This is a genomic window from Lysobacter sp. M2-1 (genome assembly GCF_022662495.1).
Classification (GTDB): Bacteria; Pseudomonadota; Gammaproteobacteria; order Xanthomonadales; family Xanthomonadaceae; genus JAKPBU01.
In genome coordinates, this window is sequence record NZ_JAKPBU010000005.1 from 67,519 (window position 1) to 81,981 (window position 14,463).

A 14,463-nucleotide genomic window follows, 5' to 3' on the forward strand; every position below is an offset into this window, starting at 1 on the left:
TTGCGAAGTCTAGCGCTGTGCCGGCGGATGCGACGCGAACGCGCGCCATGCCACCCAGACCAGCGCCGCGACCACCAGCGAGCCGATCAGGATCTTCACCGGCGCCGACACCACCAGCAGCCCGCAGGCCACCAGCGCAGCCAGGCCCAACAGCTTTTCTCGCCGGCCCGATGGCTTGGCCGGCGTGCCGAGCAGCAGGCTCAGGCCGGCGGCGATATAGGCCATCACGATCAACGTCACCACCATGTTGACGATCACCTCGAACTGCGATGCCACATCCGGCGTGAGCGTGAGCGCCGCGATCACGGTCATGGCCAGGCAGACGAAGAACAGTCCCCAGGCGGCCGAACCATTGGCGCGCATGCGTCCGAAGATGGCGGGAAGGAAGCCGCGGTGCGCGGCGCGCGCCCCGGACTCGCCGCTGACCTGCATCCATCCGCCCAGGGTGCCGGTGGCCTTGAGGCCCGCGGCGAGCGCGATCACCGGGATCGCCCAGGGGCCGAACATTTCGCCTGCCACCAGCGCGAACGGCGCGCCCGAGGCCGCCAGTTGCTCGGCCGGCACGATCCCCATCATCAGCACCGAGGAAAACAGGTAGACCACGCCGGCGAGCACGATCCCGCCGATGGTCGCCCGCGGCACATTGCGGTCGGGGTCGCGGACCACGCCGGCGACCATCGCTCCGGTTTCCAGGCCGACGAACGCCCAGAACACCGGCGACAGCGAAGTGAGCACGACAGCGGCATCGGGCTTGCCGGTCACGTTCCAGGCCGAGCGGTACAGGTCGAAGTCGAAATGCCCCCAGCCTGCGGTCATGATCGCCGCCACCGGCAGCAGGCCGAGCACCACGCACAGCGACTGGAAACGCGCGATCGGCCGCGGCCCCATCAGGTTGATCGCGAACATCAGCCAGATCAGCACCACCTGGCCGAGCAGGCGCATGCCCTGGTCGTCGCCGAACGGCAGCAGGATGGCGAGATAGCCGAACGCGGCGACCGCGATGGCGTTATTGCCGGCCCAGGATGCGAGCCAGTACAGGGTGGTGGCGAGGAAGCCGATATCGCGCCCGAGCGCCGGCCGTATGTAGTCGTCGGGCGAGGTCAGGTTCGGATAGTCGCGCGCCAGCCGCGCGAATGCGGCGCCCAGGGCGACCGCCAGGACCGTTCCCAGCAGCCAGGCCAGCAGGGTCACGCCCCCGGAACGGGCAAGCGTGGCCGGCAGCAGGAAGAATCCTGAGCCGATCATGTTGTTGGCCACCACGAAGGTCGCCAGCAGCGGGCCGATCTTTTTAGGCCCGGTCGTCATCGGCACGGCTTCCGACAAAAGGAAACGGCCGGCATGGCGCCGGCCGTTTCGATGTTTGCCCGGGATTTCACGCGTTGTGCGTCAGGGGCCGGCGTTCGGGCCTTCCTGCACCAGCGGGTCCGGTTCGAGCTTGGGATCGTTGGCGTGCGCGTGCAGCAAGGCCTCGTTGCCCGGGGCCAGGTGGCTGCGACGGCGGGCATACAGGAAGTAGACCACCAGTCCGATCGCCGCCCAGATCAGGAACAGCTTGATCGTGTACCAGCCCAGGCTGAAGAACAGCAGCAGGCAGCCGCCCATGGCCAGCGGACCGACGATCCAGATCAACGGGGTGCGGAACGGGCGCACCCGGCCCGGATCGACGCGGCGCAGGATCATGACGCCGGCGGCGACCATGAAGAACGCGAACAGGGTGCCCGAATTGGAGATGTCGGCCAGCGCACCGACCGGGAACAGCGCCGCGAACAGCGCCACGAAGATGCCGGTGAGCCAGGTCACCACGAACGGAGTGTGGTACTTGGGATGCACGGTGGACAGCTTTTCCGGCAGCAGCCCGTCGCGCGACATCGTGAACAGGATGCGGGTCTGGCCGAACATCATCATCAGCACCACCGAGGGCAGGGCAAGGATCGCCGCGCCTGCCACCAGGTCGCCGATCCGCGGCCAGCCGATCTCGCGCAGCACGAAGGCCAGCGGTTCCTTGGACTGCGACAGGGTGCCGCCCGGCTGCGCGCCCATGGCACCGACCGCGGTATAGGCCACCAGCAGGTAGAAGATGGTGCAGATCGCCAGCGAACCGATCAGGCCGATCGGGATGTTGCGGTTCGGGTTCCGGGTTTCCTCGGCCGCGGTCGACACGGCGTCGAAGCCCACGTAGGCGAAGAAGATCGAAGCCGCAGCGCCCAGCACGCCCACGCCCGACATCGGCGTGCCCCAGCCGTTGGGCAGCAGCGGGACGAAGTTGGCGTTGTCCACCGACGGGAACGCCAGGATGACGAAGGCCGACAGCGCGGCGATCTTGATCAGCACCAGCACCGCCGTGACCTTGGCCGACTTGGATGTGCCGATCGCCAGCAGCCAGGTCACCAGCAGCGCCAGCAGGAAGGCGATCAGGTTGAAGCTGCCCTGCGCGGTGGTGCCGTCGGGCAAGGTGATCGTGTCGTATGGCCCGGCGGTGAGCGCCACCGGCAATCCGATGCCATGCGCATGCAGGAACCCGTTCGCGTAACCGGACCATCCGACCGAGACCGCGCCCGCGGCGACCGCATATTCAAGGATCAGGGCCCAGCCCACCATCCAGGCGATCACCTCACCCAGGACCGCGTAGGAATACGTGTACGCGGAGCCGGAGACGGGCACCATCGCCGCGATCTCGGAGTAGATCAGTGCGGTCAGCGCACATACGATACCGGCGATGACGAAGGAAAACATCATGCCCGGACCGGCCTTGTTCGCTGCGACCGCGGTGAGCACGAAGATGCCGGTGCCGATCACCGCGCCGATGCCCAGCATGGTCAGGTCGAACGCACCAAGCTGGCGGGTCAGCGAGCGCTTCTGCGCGGTCTCGAGAATCAGGTCTAGCGGCTTCTTTCGCTCAAACAGCATCGCTCTCTCCCAAGGCAATGACGGACGGCCTTCGTTAGGGCCATGTGAACCGCGCGACCTTACCCCGCGGGCCGAGCCGGGCACAAGCGGCATCGGTACCCTGGGCGATAATTCAGGTTCTTCAGCCACAGATGCGACGGAGCATGTTCCAAGCGGTGGATTCGGATGCGGGGTTCGGGAAGGCGCTGGACGCCTACCTGCGGCGCTGGCCGGAGGAGTCGGACCAGGTGGCGCTATTCGCCGAGCTATGGCGTGAAGGGCGGCAGGGACCGGATCCATACGCACGCGCACGCCTGGAGGGGCATTTCACCGCATCGAGCTGGCTGCTGGACCGCACGTGTTCCCGAGTGCTGTTGACCCACCACCGCAAGCTGGATCGCTGGCTGCAGCTGGGCGGCCATGCCGACGGTGAGCGCGATCTGCGCGCGGTGGCGCTCAAGGAAGCGCAGGAGGAATCCGGTCTGAGCGGCCTGGTGCCAGAAGGCGACATCTTCGATCTCGACCGGCACTGGATTCCCGAGCACAAGGGCGTGCCGGGACATTGGCATTACGACGTGCGTTACGTGGTGCGTGCGACCGCCGGCGATGAGTTCCGGGTCAGCGACGAATCGCATGCGCTCGCCTGGCGCGACATCGGCGCGGTCGCCGGCGACGCAACGCTGGACCCGTCGCTGCGGCGCATGGCCCGCAAATGGCTGAGGTTGTAGGGGCGCCGAAGCGATGCTCCGACACCAATGGGATCAGCTGCGCGCCGCGACCGCGCCGCGATCATCTCCCCGCCGCATCTGCTTCCAGGCCGCCGCAGCGGCCCTGGACATGGGCACGGCTTGTTGGCTTGAATCGCTGATCCATCCGTCGCGCCGAAGCGGCGCTCCTGCGCTATCGGATCAGCTGCGCGCCGCGACCGCGCCGCGATCATCTCCCCGCCGCATCTGCTTCCAGGCCGCCGCAGCGGCCCTGGACATGGGCACGGCTTGTTGGCTTGAATCGTTGATCCATCCGTCGCGCCGAAGCGGCGCTCCTGCGCTATCGGATCAGCTGCGCGCCGCGACCGCGCCGCGATCATCCCCCGCCCCATCTGCTTTCAGGCCGCCGCAGCGGCCTTGGACATGGGCACGGCCTGGTGGCTTGAATCGCTGATCCATCCGTCGCGCCGAAGTGGCGCTCCTGCGCTATCGGATCAGCTGCGCGCCGCGACTTCATCGATATGGCGCAGCAGGTCGGCAGGATCGTCGTAGACGCGGAACGCACCGGAGCGTTCGAGTTCCTCGCGCCCATAGCCGCCCGACAGCAGGCCGACGCCGAGCGCCCGCGCGCGCTGCGCGGCGAGCATGTCCCAGATGCTGTCGCCGATCACCAGCGACCGCTCGATGTCCACGCCGAGCCGTGCGGCGGCAGCCTCGAACAGGTCCGGATCCGGCTTGGCATGGCGCACCAGGTCGCGGGTGATCACCGGCACCTGCGCCGGATCCACGCCCAGCGCCTCCAGGTTGTGGCGCGCGGTCTCCATCCGTCCGCTGGTGGCGATGGCCCACGGCATGCCCTGGGCCGTCAGGAAGGCCAGCAGTTCGCGCGCTCCGGGCAACGGTTGCACCGCGCCGCCTTCCGACAGGCGGACGTAGGCCTGTGCGTGCGAGCGGCGCAGGCGTTCGAGTCGCTCGGGCGTGACCTCCATGCCGGTCTCGCGCAGCAGGATGTTGGTGAACAGGCCGCCGCTCATGCCGATCTTGCGGTGGATGCGCCAGACCGACAGCGGCACGCCTTCGCGATCCAGCGCCTCTTTCCAGGCCAGCACGTGCTGGTACACGCTGTCGACCAGGGTGCCGTCCAGATCGAACAGGAAGGCGGTGGACGTTCGGCTCATCGCGTCATTGCTCCTCGTGCGTCTGGGTTACGCCCCGTAGGAGCGGGCCTGCTCGCGATTGCCCCGTGGGAGCGAGCTTGCTCGCGATTGCCTTCCGCCTGGCCTGTGGTCGGGGAAGAAAAAGCATTCGCGGCCAAGGCCGCTCCCACGATCGCTCCCACTGCGCGGTGTCATTCAGTACAACACCCGCGTGCGCAGCGTTCCGGGAATCGCCGCCAGGTCCGCGCGCAGCTCGGCGGCCTGGGCGTCGTCGGCGCTCACGTCGATCACCACGTAGCCGACGTTGGCGTCGGTACGCAGGAACTGGCCGTCGATGTTGATGCCGCGCTGGCCGAAGATTTCGTTGATCCGCGACAGCACGCCCGGCACGTTGCGGTGGATGTGCAGCAGGCGATGGCTGCCGGCATGCTCGGGCAGGGTGACTTCCGGGAAGTTCACCGCCGACAGCGTGCTGCCGTTATCGCTGTAGCGCACCAGTTTGGCCGCGACCTCGATGCCGATGTTGTCCTGCGCCTCGAGCGTGCTGCCGCCGACGTGCGGGGTGAGGATGACGTTGTCGATGCCGAGCAAAGGGGATTCCAGAGCATCGTCGTTGCCCTTGGGCTCGACCGGGAACACATCCACCGCGGCGCCGGCCAGGTGTCCCGTGCGCAACGCCGCGGCCAATGCATCGATGTCGACCACGGTGCCGCGCGAGGCATTGATCAGGTGCGCGCCGGGCTTCATCCGTGCGATCTGCGCCGCACCGATCATCCACTTCGTCGCCGGGGTCTCGGGCACGTGCAGGGTCACCACGTCCGACCTGTCCAGCAGATCGTCGAGATCCAGCGACGGCCGTGCGTTGCCCAGCGACAGCTTGGTCTCGATATCGTGGAACAGCACCTGCATGCCAAGCGCTTCGGCCAGCACGCCGACCTGGGTGCCGATATGGCCATAGCCGACGATGCCCAGGGTCTTGCCGCGCGCTTCGTGGCTGCCTTCGGCCGACTTGCTCCAGCCGCCGCGGTGGCATTGCGCCGACTTCTGCGGGATCCCGCGCAGCAGCATGATCGCCTCGGCCAGCACCAGTTCGGCCACGCTGCGGGTATTGGAATAGGGCGCGTTGAAGACCGGGATGCCGGCCAGTTCGGCAGCTTCCAGGTCGACCTGATTGGTGCCGATGCAGAAGCAGCCGACCGCCAGCAGTCGCCGGGCGTCGGCCAGCACCTCGGCACTCAGGTGGGTGCGCGAGCGGATGCCGATGAAGTGCGCGTCGGCCACGGCCCGACGCAGCGCCTCTTCGGGCAGCGATTTGGGGTGCTGCTCGATCCGGGTGTAGCCGGCGGCGCGGAAGGTCTCGACCGCGCTGGGGCTGATGCCTTCGAGCAATACAACCTTGATGTCCTGCTTGGGGTAGGAAGTCTTCTTCATCGGGGTAACTGGAGGCGGATGTCGAGTGTGCCAGTTCGGGAACGCTTTTGCTGCGCTGCCGCACTGGACGGAAAGGGGGCCGGCTGGCACCCTGCGCCTTGAGGCCGGGGCTACGCCCCCGGCGCCGCAGCAGCACCGCATCCATCGCATTGTCGGCCGCGTAGGGCCGAGCCACGCGGCCGACACTCCCACATGCCCGATCCTCGCCTCGAGTCCCTGCGTCAAGCGGTCCCAGGCCTGAGCCTGAAAACCGATCCGGCCGACCTCGAGCACTACGGTCGCGACTGGACCCGGCGCTGGACCCCGGCACCGCTGGCGATCGCGCTGCCGGGCACGGTCGCCGAAGTCCAGCAGATCGTGCGCTGGGCGAACGCACACCGCGTGGGGCTGGTGCCGTCCGGCGGCCGCACCGGGCTGTCCGGCGGCGCCGTGGCGGCCAATGGCGAACTCGTCGTCAGCCTGGATCGGATGAACAAGGTGCTGGGCTTCGACGCGATCGATCGCACGCTCACCGTGCAGGCTGGGATTGCCCTGCAGACGGTGCAGGACGCGGCGCGCGCGCAGGGTCTGCAGTATCCGGTCGACTTCGCGTCGCGCGGCTCGTGCAGCATCGGCGGCAACATCGCGACCAATGCCGGCGGCATCCGCGTGCTTCGCTACGGCAACACCCGCGAGTGGATCGCCGGCCTCAAGCTCGTCACCGGTCATGGCGATGTGCTCGACCTCAATCGCGGCCTGGTCAAGAACTCCAGCGGCTACGACCTGCGGCATCTCGCGATCGCATCCGAAGGCACCCTCGGCATCGTGGTCGAAGCCACGCTCCGGCTCACCGATCCGGCACCGCCGAGCAACGTGATGCTGCTGGCGCTGCCGTCGTTCGAAGCGCTGATGCAGGTGTTCGATGCATTCCGCCTGCGCCTGCAGCTGCAGGCCTTCGAATTCTTCACCGACCGCGCCCTGGGCCATGTGCTGGCGCACGGCGCGCAACCGCCTTTCGCCGAGACCCATCCGTTCTACGTCGTCACCGAATTCGCCAGCGGCGAGGCCGAGGAAGGCGAGGCGCTGGCGGCGTTCGAGCAATGCATGGAGCGGGGGTTGGTGAGCGACGGCGTGATCAGCCAGAGTGGTGCCCAGGCCGCACAGCTGTGGCGGCTGCGCGAGGACATCACCGAGAGCCTGGCCCGGTACACGCCCTACAAGAACGACGTGTCGGTGCGCATCTCGGCGATGCCCGCATTCCTGGCCGAAACCCAGGCCTTGCTGGCGGACGAATACCCCGATTTTCAGGTCGTCTGGTTCGGGCATATCGGCGACGGCAACCTGCACATCAACGTGCTCAAGCCCGAGGGGCTCGAGCAGGACGAATTCGTCGCCCGATGCGGGCGTGTGACCGAACTGCTGGCTGCGTGCTTGCAGGCCCACGGTGGCAGCATTTCGGCCGAGCACGGCATCGGCCTGGTCAAGAAGCCCTATCTGTCCAGTACCCGCAGCGAAGCGGAGATCGCGGCGATGCGCGGGATCAAGTCGGTACTGGATCCGAACGGTGTGATGAATCCCGGCAAGCTCTTCGATCCGTAGGAGCGCCGCTTCGGCGCGACATGGCGTTTGGTACCGCAGTCGCGACGAAGCGGCGTTCCTACAGGAGGCGCGCGTCGAGCCTCGCGCGCAGCTCCGGCCATTCGCTGTCGAGGATCGAATAAGCCACGGTATCGCGCAGGCTGCCGTCCTTGTGTTTCCTGTGTTGGCGGATGACGCCGTCCCGGCGTGCCCCAAGGCGTTCGATGGCGGCCTGCGATCTCAGGTTCTGATGGCTGGTGTGCAGATACACGGTGCGCATGCCCAGGGTTTCGAAGGCATGTCCCAGCAGCAGACGCTTGCAGGCGCTGTTGACGTGGGTGCGCTGCACGCGCGCTGCGTACCAGGTGTAGCCGATCGCCAGGGTCGGCACGCTTGCGTCGATGTCGTAGTAGCGCGTGCAGCCAACCACGGTGTCGCGCACGCGCACCACGAACGGCGACATGCCGCCGCCGGCCTGGCCATCGAGCGCGACCCGGATGTAGTCGTGCACCGAGGCGAGGTCCGGCCCTGGCACGCTGGTGTAGTTGAGCTCCCAGAGTGCGCCGTCACCGGCCGCCTCGAGCAGCTCTGGCGCGTGGCCGGTCGTCAGGGCTTCGAGGCGGACGCCACAGCCCTCAAGCACGACCGGGTCGGCTGCGGACGGCGCGCGGTTCAGTCGGCCCGCCCCGCGAACTCGCCGGTGCTGGTATTCACCCAGACCCGTTCGCCGTTGCCGATGTATTCGGGCACCTGGATCTCGATGCCGGTGCTGAGCTTCGCCGGTTTCGGGCGCTTGGTCGCGGTGCCGCCCTTGAGCTCCGGCGGCGTTTCCACCACTTCCAGCACCACGCTTTGCGGCAGCTGCAGCGCCACCGGCAGGTCGTCGATGATCTGCACGTAGCAGCCGGCGAGCCCATCGCTGATGTAACCGGCTCCCTCGCCGACGACATCGGCGTCGAGGTTGTAGGGCGTGTAGTCCTCGTCGTCCATGAACACGAACGCGTCGCCGTCCTTGTAGGAGAAGGTCGCCTGACGGCGCGAGAGTTCGACTTCCTTGAGCTCGTCCTCGGCGCCCACGCTCAGGTCGTACTTCGTGCCCCCCGGCACGCTGTACATGGTGAAGCGGTACTTGACGTTGCCGCCGCGCCCCTGCGGGGAGCTGCGCTCGATGTCGCGCACCTGGTACACGGTGCCGTTGTGTTCGACCACATTGCCTTTCCTGACGTCGTAAGCCTTCATCGTTGCGCGGTTTCCGTTGCGTGGTTCGTAGGGATGGAAGATGTCGCCTTCGGCTTCAGGTGCAGGGTGCCGCTGGCGTAGTCGATCACCGCATGGCCGCTGCGCAGCACGTCGGCGCCGATCACGCCGTCGATGCGCTCATGGCCCCGGCGCAGGAACGCCAGGTTCACCTGCTCCAGCGGCATCAGGTAGGCGGTGAAGCCGTAATCGACGTAGCGCCCGATCTGCAGCCGGTTGCCGTGGGACATGCGCAACGGCAGGCTGCCGCCGGCGCCGATGGCCACGCCGGTGCTGTCGGCGATGCGCGCCAACCCGAACTTGGCGTGACGCGATGCCTCGATCACGCTGCGGCCTGCGCCGGTGTCCAGGACGAAGCGGCCCGGAATCCCGTTGATGCGCGCCTGCAAGGTCAGGTGCCCGGTCTTCATGCGGGTCAGGGCGATGCTGCTGTATCCGTCCAGGGCCAGGGTGTTGGCGTTGCGCGCCGCGGCGCCCGCCACGCCGAGCAGGCTCAGCGACAGCAACATCAAACGCAAGGCTACGGTCACCGCGACCTACTTCGGTGCCAGCCGCACCGCGCCGTCCAGGCGGATGGTTTCGCCGTTGAGGTAGCGGTTACCGACGATGTACGCCACCAGGTCGGCGAATTCCTCCGGCCGTCCCAGGCGCGAAGGGAAGGGGATGGAGGCCGACAGCGACGCCTGCACCTCCTCGGGCATGCTGTCGACCATCGGCGTCCAGAAGATGCCCGGCGCGATGGTGTTGACCCGGATGCCGAAGCGCGCCAGTTCGCGTGCCATCGGCAGAGTCATGCCGACCACGCCGCCCTTCGATGCCGAATACGCCGCCTGGCCGATCTGGCCCTCGTAGGCCGCCACCGAGGCGGTGTTGACGATCAATCCGCGCTCGCCGTCCTCGCCGGCGTCGTTGTGCTGCATCGCCTCGGCCGCAGCCTTGGCGACGTTGAAGCTGCCCACCAGGTTGACCATGACGGTGGACTGGAACTGGGCGAGTTTCATCGCGCCCTCGCGTCCCAGCACCCGCCCTGCGCCGAGGATGCCCGCGCAGTTCACGGCGGTGTTCAACCCGCCCAGGAACGTTCTGGCCGCCGCGACGTTGGCCGCCACGCCGGATTCGTCGGTGACGTCGGTGCGGAAGTAACGCGCATGGGCGTCCCCCAGCGTTGCGACCGCGGCCGCGCCCTTGTCGTCGTTGACGTCAAACAGCGCGACCCGGCCGCCATCGGCAACCAGGCGCTGGGCCACGGCCAGGCCCAGGCCGGAAACACCGCCGGTGACGATGGCGCGGACATCGGAAAGCTGCATCGGGGATTCCAGAGACGGAAACCGCAATTTTAATGTAGGAGCGCCGCTTCGGCGCGACGGCTCTATCCAAGGCTGCGCGATCCAACCCCTGACCTGATCCATCTCCAAGCCCGCTGCGGCGGCCGGAAAGCGGTGGCGGCCGAAACGCGTATGTGGCGCGGTCGCGCGGAAGCGGCGCTCCTACAGGTCGCGCAGGTAGAAGGTGTTGCAACCACCGTGGCCGGTGGCGCCCATCGGGCCGTCGATGCGTCGGAAGCCGCTGCGCTCGTACAGGCGCATCGCGGCGTCCATGCCGGTCAGGGTTTCCAGGTAGCAGCGCCTGAAGCCGAAGGCGCGGGCCGCTTCCAGGCAGCGTTCCATCATCGCCGCGCCGGCGCCCAGTCCACGCGCCTCGGGCAGGAAGTACATCTTGCGCAATTCGCAGGTGTCGGCGCCGCCGCCTTCCAGCGGCGCCACGCCACCGCCGCCGAGCACGCGTCCGTCGCGCCGGAGCACGAAATAGGCGCTGCGCGGCCCGGCGTAGGCGCGGCTCATCCAGTCGACTTCGGGGTCGTTGATCGCGAATCCGCAGCCGCTCGCGCCGAATTCGGGCATGACCTTGCGGATGATCGCGGCGATCTGCGCATCGTCGGCCTGCGTGATCGGCTCGATCTGCAGTCGTTCGGGCTCAGGCATGGGTGAGGACATGGGTACCTTCGAGTTGGCGCACGAATTCGTCCGCGGGCAGGCCGGGCGCGAACAGGAACCCCTGCCCGACCGGTACCCCCAGGCGCAGCAGGAACTGGCGCTGCGCTTCGGATTCCACCCCTTCGGCGACCAGGCCCAATCCGAGGCTGCGCGCGATGCCGACCACCGCCTGGCACACCGCCACGTCCGACTGGTTGCCGGGCACGCCCTCGACGAACAGCTGGCTCAGCTTGAGCCCGTGGATCGGCAGGCGCCGCAGGTAATTGAGCGCGCTGTAGCCCTCGCCGAAATCGTCGATGGTGAGCATCACCCCGAGCGCACGCAGATCGGCGAAGGTCTTGAGCGTGTCGGGCGCGTCCTCGATCAGCACGCGCTCGGTGAACTCCAGCTCCAGCGCGCTGCCGGGCAGGCGGTGCATCTCCAGCGCCTCGCGCACCAGACGCGGCAGGTCGTCGCCGGTGAACTGGCGGTAGGAGACGTTCACCGCCACGCGCACGATTCCCAGGCCCGCGTCGCGCCATTCGGCGACCTGGCGACAGGCTTCGTGCAGCACCCAGCTACCGATGCGCACGATGTCGCCGGTGCTCTCGGCGTGGGCGATGAAGCGGTCGGGCCGCATCTCGCCGAGCTTGCGGTTGTTCCAGCGGATCAGCGCTTCGGCGGCGACCACCTGGCCGCTGCGCAGGTCGACCTGCGGCTGGAATACGAGCTGGAACTCGTCTTCTTCGGCCGCGCGCCGCAGATGGGTTTCCAACTGCAGCTTTTCTTGCTGCAGCTGCGCCAGTTCTGGAGTGAACAACTGGAAGCCGTTGCGCGCGCGGCGCTTGCTGTCGTACATCGCCATGTCGGCGTTCTGGATCATGGGCTGCGGTCTGCCGCCGGTGGGCGGCGCGAAGGCGATGCCGATGCTCGCGGTGATCCCGAACTCTTCGCCGCCAAAGCGGAAGGCCTCGCCGAACTGGCCGAGAATCTCGCCGGCGATCCGCTGCGGCCGGTCCGGATCGTCGCCGCAGCTGCAGATCACCAGGAACTCGTCGCCGCCGAAGCGGGCGATCAGGCCCTCGGTGCCCACGCCACGCCGGATGCGTTCGGTGGCCGCGACCAGCAACTGGTCGCCGGCGGCGTGGCCCAGCACGTCGTTGACCACCTTGAAGCGATCCAGGTCGATGTACAGCACCGCAACCTGCGACTGGGTCGGATCGGCGAGCCTGGCCTCGAGTTCGTTGAGCGCGGCATCGCGGTTCATCAGTCCGGTCAGCGGGTCGCTGCGCGCCTGCACGCGCAGGGTCTCCTCGGCCTGCTTGCGTTCGGTGATGTCCTGCAGGGTGCCGCTGACCCGGGTCGTGGCCGGGCCATCGCGCATGGGTTCACCGATCGCGCGCACCCAGAAGTCGCGCTTGTCGGCGCGCATGCCCTGCAGTTCGAGATCGAAGTGCGAACCTGCCTGCAGCGCTGCCTCCGCAGCCACCTGCAGGCGCACGCCATCGATGCTGCGCAGGCAGCCGGCAAGCTCGCGCATGGAAGCGGGTGGTTCGCTCTGGCCGATGATCCGCTGCGATTCGTGGGTGAGGTACAGGGAGTCGCTGGCGCAATCCCATTCCCAGCCGCCGATGTGCGCCAGCGCCTGCACGCGGTCGAACATGGCGCTGTCGCGCTTGATCGCCGTCACGTCGCTGAAGAGCGAGAGCATCTGGTGCGGCGTGCTCGCCCCAGGCGCGAACTGCGGCACCACGGTCACCGAGAGCCAGACCATCTGCCGCCGCTGACGGTGCTGCATCCCCATCAGCGTGCTTTCGATGATGCGTCCGGTGGTCATGGCGCGAGTCGCCGGATATTCCTCCAGCGGCATCGGCGATCCGTCCTCGCGCAGCACGAGCCAGTGTTCGTCGCCCATCGCCTCGGCCAGAGATTCCTGGTTGCCGATGCCCAGGATGCGCAGAGCGGCGGAGTTGCCGTAGACGAAACGGCCGGCGGTGTCCTGGATCACGATGCCCTTGTCGATCAGTTCCATGAGCTCGCGGTAGCGGATTTCGGCTTCCTGGCGCTGGCTGAGATCCCGCGCCACGGCCACCAGCACGTCTTCGCGCCCTTCGTAATGGAAATTCGCCGAATGCACTTCCACCGGAAAGCGGCTGCCGTCGGCACGCATGTTGGTCACCTCGACCACATAGGTATCGCCGCGGCGCAGGGTGTCGAGCACCGGCAGCATGTGATCGCGCGGCAGGTCGGGGTTGAGCACATGGATGGGCTGACCCACGATCTCGTCGCGCGGCCGGTTGTAGGCCTTCATGCCGGCTCGGTTCAGATCGAGCACGGTGCCGTCGAAGGCGATCACGCTGACCGGGTCGGGCACCGCATCGAACAGCGCGCGGTAGCGCAGGCGCTCTGCCTGGATTTCGCTGTGCGCACGTTCGATGGCCGAGGCGGCGAGGGCCAGCAACTGGCGCGTTTCCGCGGTCAGTGAGGTGTCTACGACGCCACCGCGGAGCGCCCCGAGCAGGCCGGCCGGATCGGCCGTGGCGTGTCCGGCATCCATCGATGCTGGCCTGGGCTTGGTCACGCCGCCGCCAGCGCCTTGCCGGCCTTGCTGCCGGTTTCGCGCCCGAGCAGGCCAGCCAGCCAGCGGCCGGTTTCGGCCAGCGTGTTCAGGTCGACACCGGTGCGGATGCCCAGACCGTGGAGCATGTACACCACATCCTCGCTCGCCACGTTGCCGCTGGCGCCCCGTGCGTAAGGACAACCTCCAACGCCGGATACCGCACTGTCGACTACGGTCACGCCTTCCTCGAGGCAGGCCAGGATGTTCGCCAGCGCCTGACCGTAAGTGTCGTGGAAGTGGATCGCCAACGCTGGCATCGGAACCTCGGCGGCCACGGCCCTGAGCATCGCACGCGCCTTGGCCGGTGTACCCACGCCGATGGTATCGCCGAGCGAGACCTCGTAGCAGCCCAGCGCATGCAGGCGGCTGGCCACGCGCACGACATCGCCCAGCGGCACTTCGCCCTGATAGGGGCAGCCGAGAACGGTCGATACATAGCCGCGCACGCGCACGCCGTCGTTGCGTGCGCGTTCCAGCACCGGAACGAACCGCTCGATCGATTCGTCGATGGAGGCATTGATGTTGCTGCGATTGAACGCCTCCGAGGCTGCGGTAAACACCGCCACTTCCCGGGCGCCGACCTCCAGCGCCCGGTCGTAACCCTGTTCATTGGGCACCAGTACCGGATAGGCGACGCCGGGTTTGCGGGTGATGCCGGCAAACACCTCCGCCGCATCGGCCAGCTGGGGCACCCATTTGGGACTGACGAAGCTGGTCGCTTCGATGCTCTGCAGGCCGGTGGCGGAGAGACGATCGATCAGTTCGATCTTGGCCGCGGTCGCAACGATGGCCTTCTCGTTCTGCAGGCCGTCGCGCGGGCCGACCTCGACGATCCGGACCTGGGCGGGGAGGGCGCTCATGGTCTCGAGAATGGG

The 14,463-nt window shown here is 67.8% G+C and carries 13 protein-coding genes; 2 read left to right on the forward strand and 11 right to left on the reverse strand.

Features of this window, described 5'->3' with window-relative positions; translation table 11 throughout:
* Window positions 1-9: 9 nt before the first annotated feature.
* Window positions 10-1,305, reverse strand: coding sequence for an amino acid permease (locus MC375_RS11250; protein ID WP_242103492.1), 1,296 nt, complete (start codon window positions 1,303-1,305; stop codon window positions 10-12).
* Between the two features lie 81 nt (window positions 1,306-1,386).
* Complete coding sequence (locus MC375_RS11255; RefSeq protein WP_242103493.1) at window positions 1,387-2,907, reverse strand: amino acid permease; 1,521 nt, start codon at window positions 2,905-2,907, stop codon at window positions 1,387-1,389.
* Window positions 2,908-3,050: 143 nt separating this feature from the next.
* Between MC375_RS11255 and MC375_RS11260 the strand changes: the two genes are divergently transcribed.
* Entirely contained in the window at window positions 3,051-3,614 is a 564-nt protein-coding gene (locus MC375_RS11260; protein ID WP_242103494.1) for an NUDIX hydrolase, read from the forward strand.
* A gap of 473 nt (window positions 3,615-4,087) precedes the next feature.
* Here the strand turns inward: MC375_RS11260 and MC375_RS11265 are convergent, their stop codons facing one another.
* A complete protein-coding gene (locus MC375_RS11265) occupies window positions 4,088-4,771 on the reverse strand; it encodes an HAD family hydrolase (protein ID WP_242103495.1) in 684 nt (227 codons plus the stop codon).
* Window positions 4,772-4,945: 174 nt separating this feature from the next.
* Complete coding sequence (gene serA, locus MC375_RS11270; protein WP_242103496.1) at window positions 4,946-6,181, reverse strand: phosphoglycerate dehydrogenase; 1,236 nt, start codon at window positions 6,179-6,181, stop codon at window positions 4,946-4,948.
* A 192-nt stretch (window positions 6,182-6,373) separates the two neighbouring features.
* Between serA and MC375_RS11275 the strand changes: the two genes are divergently transcribed.
* Complete coding sequence (locus tag MC375_RS11275) at window positions 6,374-7,759, forward strand: FAD-binding oxidoreductase (RefSeq protein WP_242103497.1); 1,386 nt, start codon at window positions 6,374-6,376, stop codon at window positions 7,757-7,759.
* A gap of 58 nt (window positions 7,760-7,817) precedes the next feature.
* On the opposite strand, the gene MC375_RS11280 is transcribed toward MC375_RS11275, so the two are convergent.
* From MC375_RS11280 to MC375_RS11310, 7 genes are all read right to left on the reverse strand, one after another.
* Window positions 7,818-8,348 (reverse strand): GNAT family protein, encoded by a 531-nt coding sequence (locus MC375_RS11280; RefSeq protein WP_242103769.1) that lies wholly within the window; start codon window positions 8,346-8,348, stop codon window positions 7,818-7,820.
* Between the two features lie 62 nt (window positions 8,349-8,410).
* Window positions 8,411-8,977, reverse strand: a complete 567-nt coding sequence (yeiP, locus tag MC375_RS11285) for an elongation factor P-like protein YeiP (protein ID WP_242103498.1) — start codon at window positions 8,975-8,977, stop codon at window positions 8,411-8,413.
* Window positions 8,974-9,525: a retropepsin-like aspartic protease gene (locus MC375_RS11290; RefSeq protein WP_242103499.1), complete on the reverse strand. Its 552-nt coding sequence runs from the start codon at window positions 9,523-9,525 to the stop codon at window positions 8,974-8,976. Before MC375_RS11290 ends, yeiP begins: the two co-directional genes overlap by 4 nt.
* Before the next feature lie 6 nt (window positions 9,526-9,531).
* The gene (locus tag MC375_RS11295) at window positions 9,532-10,302 is read right to left on the reverse strand and encodes an SDR family NAD(P)-dependent oxidoreductase (RefSeq protein ID WP_242103500.1); all 771 of its coding nucleotides are present in this window, start codon (window positions 10,300-10,302) and stop codon (window positions 9,532-9,534) included.
* 180 nt (window positions 10,303-10,482) lie between these two features.
* Window positions 10,483-10,989 carry a GNAT family N-acetyltransferase gene (locus tag MC375_RS11300; RefSeq protein ID WP_242103501.1) on the reverse strand — a complete coding sequence of 169 codons (507 nt, stop codon included), beginning with the start codon at window positions 10,987-10,989 and terminating at the stop codon, window positions 10,483-10,485.
* Window positions 10,970-13,549: an EAL domain-containing protein gene (locus MC375_RS11305; protein ID WP_242103502.1), complete on the reverse strand. Its 2,580-nt coding sequence runs from the start codon at window positions 13,547-13,549 to the stop codon at window positions 10,970-10,972. Before MC375_RS11305 ends, MC375_RS11300 begins: the two co-directional genes overlap by 20 nt.
* Window positions 13,546-14,448: a hydroxymethylglutaryl-CoA lyase gene (locus MC375_RS11310; RefSeq protein WP_242103503.1), complete on the reverse strand. Its 903-nt coding sequence runs from the start codon at window positions 14,446-14,448 to the stop codon at window positions 13,546-13,548. Before MC375_RS11310 ends, MC375_RS11305 begins: the two co-directional genes overlap by 4 nt.
* Between the last annotated feature and the right edge of the window lie 15 nt (window positions 14,449-14,463).

Coding starts and splice junctions, on each gene's coding strand:
- serA (WP_242103496.1), bottom strand. CDS start 6,181: ATGAAGAAGACTTCCTACCCCAAGCAGGACATCAAGGTTGTATTGCTC.
- MC375_RS11265 (WP_242103495.1), bottom strand. CDS start 4,771: ATGAGCCGAACGTCCACCGCCTTCCTGTTCGATCTGGACGGCACCCTG.
- MC375_RS11275 (WP_242103497.1), top strand. CDS start 6,374: ATGCCCGATCCTCGCCTCGAGTCCCTGCGTCAAGCGGTCCCAGGCCTG.
- MC375_RS11260 (WP_242103494.1), top strand. CDS start 3,051: ATGTTCCAAGCGGTGGATTCGGATGCGGGGTTCGGGAAGGCGCTGGAC.
- MC375_RS11295 (WP_242103500.1), bottom strand. CDS start 10,302: ATGCAGCTTTCCGATGTCCGCGCCATCGTCACCGGCGGTGTTTCCGGC.
- MC375_RS11300 (WP_242103501.1), bottom strand. CDS start 10,989: ATGTCCTCACCCATGCCTGAGCCCGAACGACTGCAGATCGAGCCGATC.
- MC375_RS11250 (WP_242103492.1), bottom strand. CDS start 1,305: ATGACGACCGGGCCTAAAAAGATCGGCCCGCTGCTGGCGACCTTCGTG.
- yeiP (WP_242103498.1), bottom strand. CDS start 8,977: ATGAAGGCTTACGACGTCAGGAAAGGCAATGTGGTCGAACACAACGGC.
- MC375_RS11255 (WP_242103493.1), bottom strand. CDS start 2,907: ATGCTGTTTGAGCGAAAGAAGCCGCTAGACCTGATTCTCGAGACCGCG.
- MC375_RS11310 (WP_242103503.1), bottom strand. CDS start 14,448: ATGAGCGCCCTCCCCGCCCAGGTCCGGATCGTCGAGGTCGGCCCGCGC.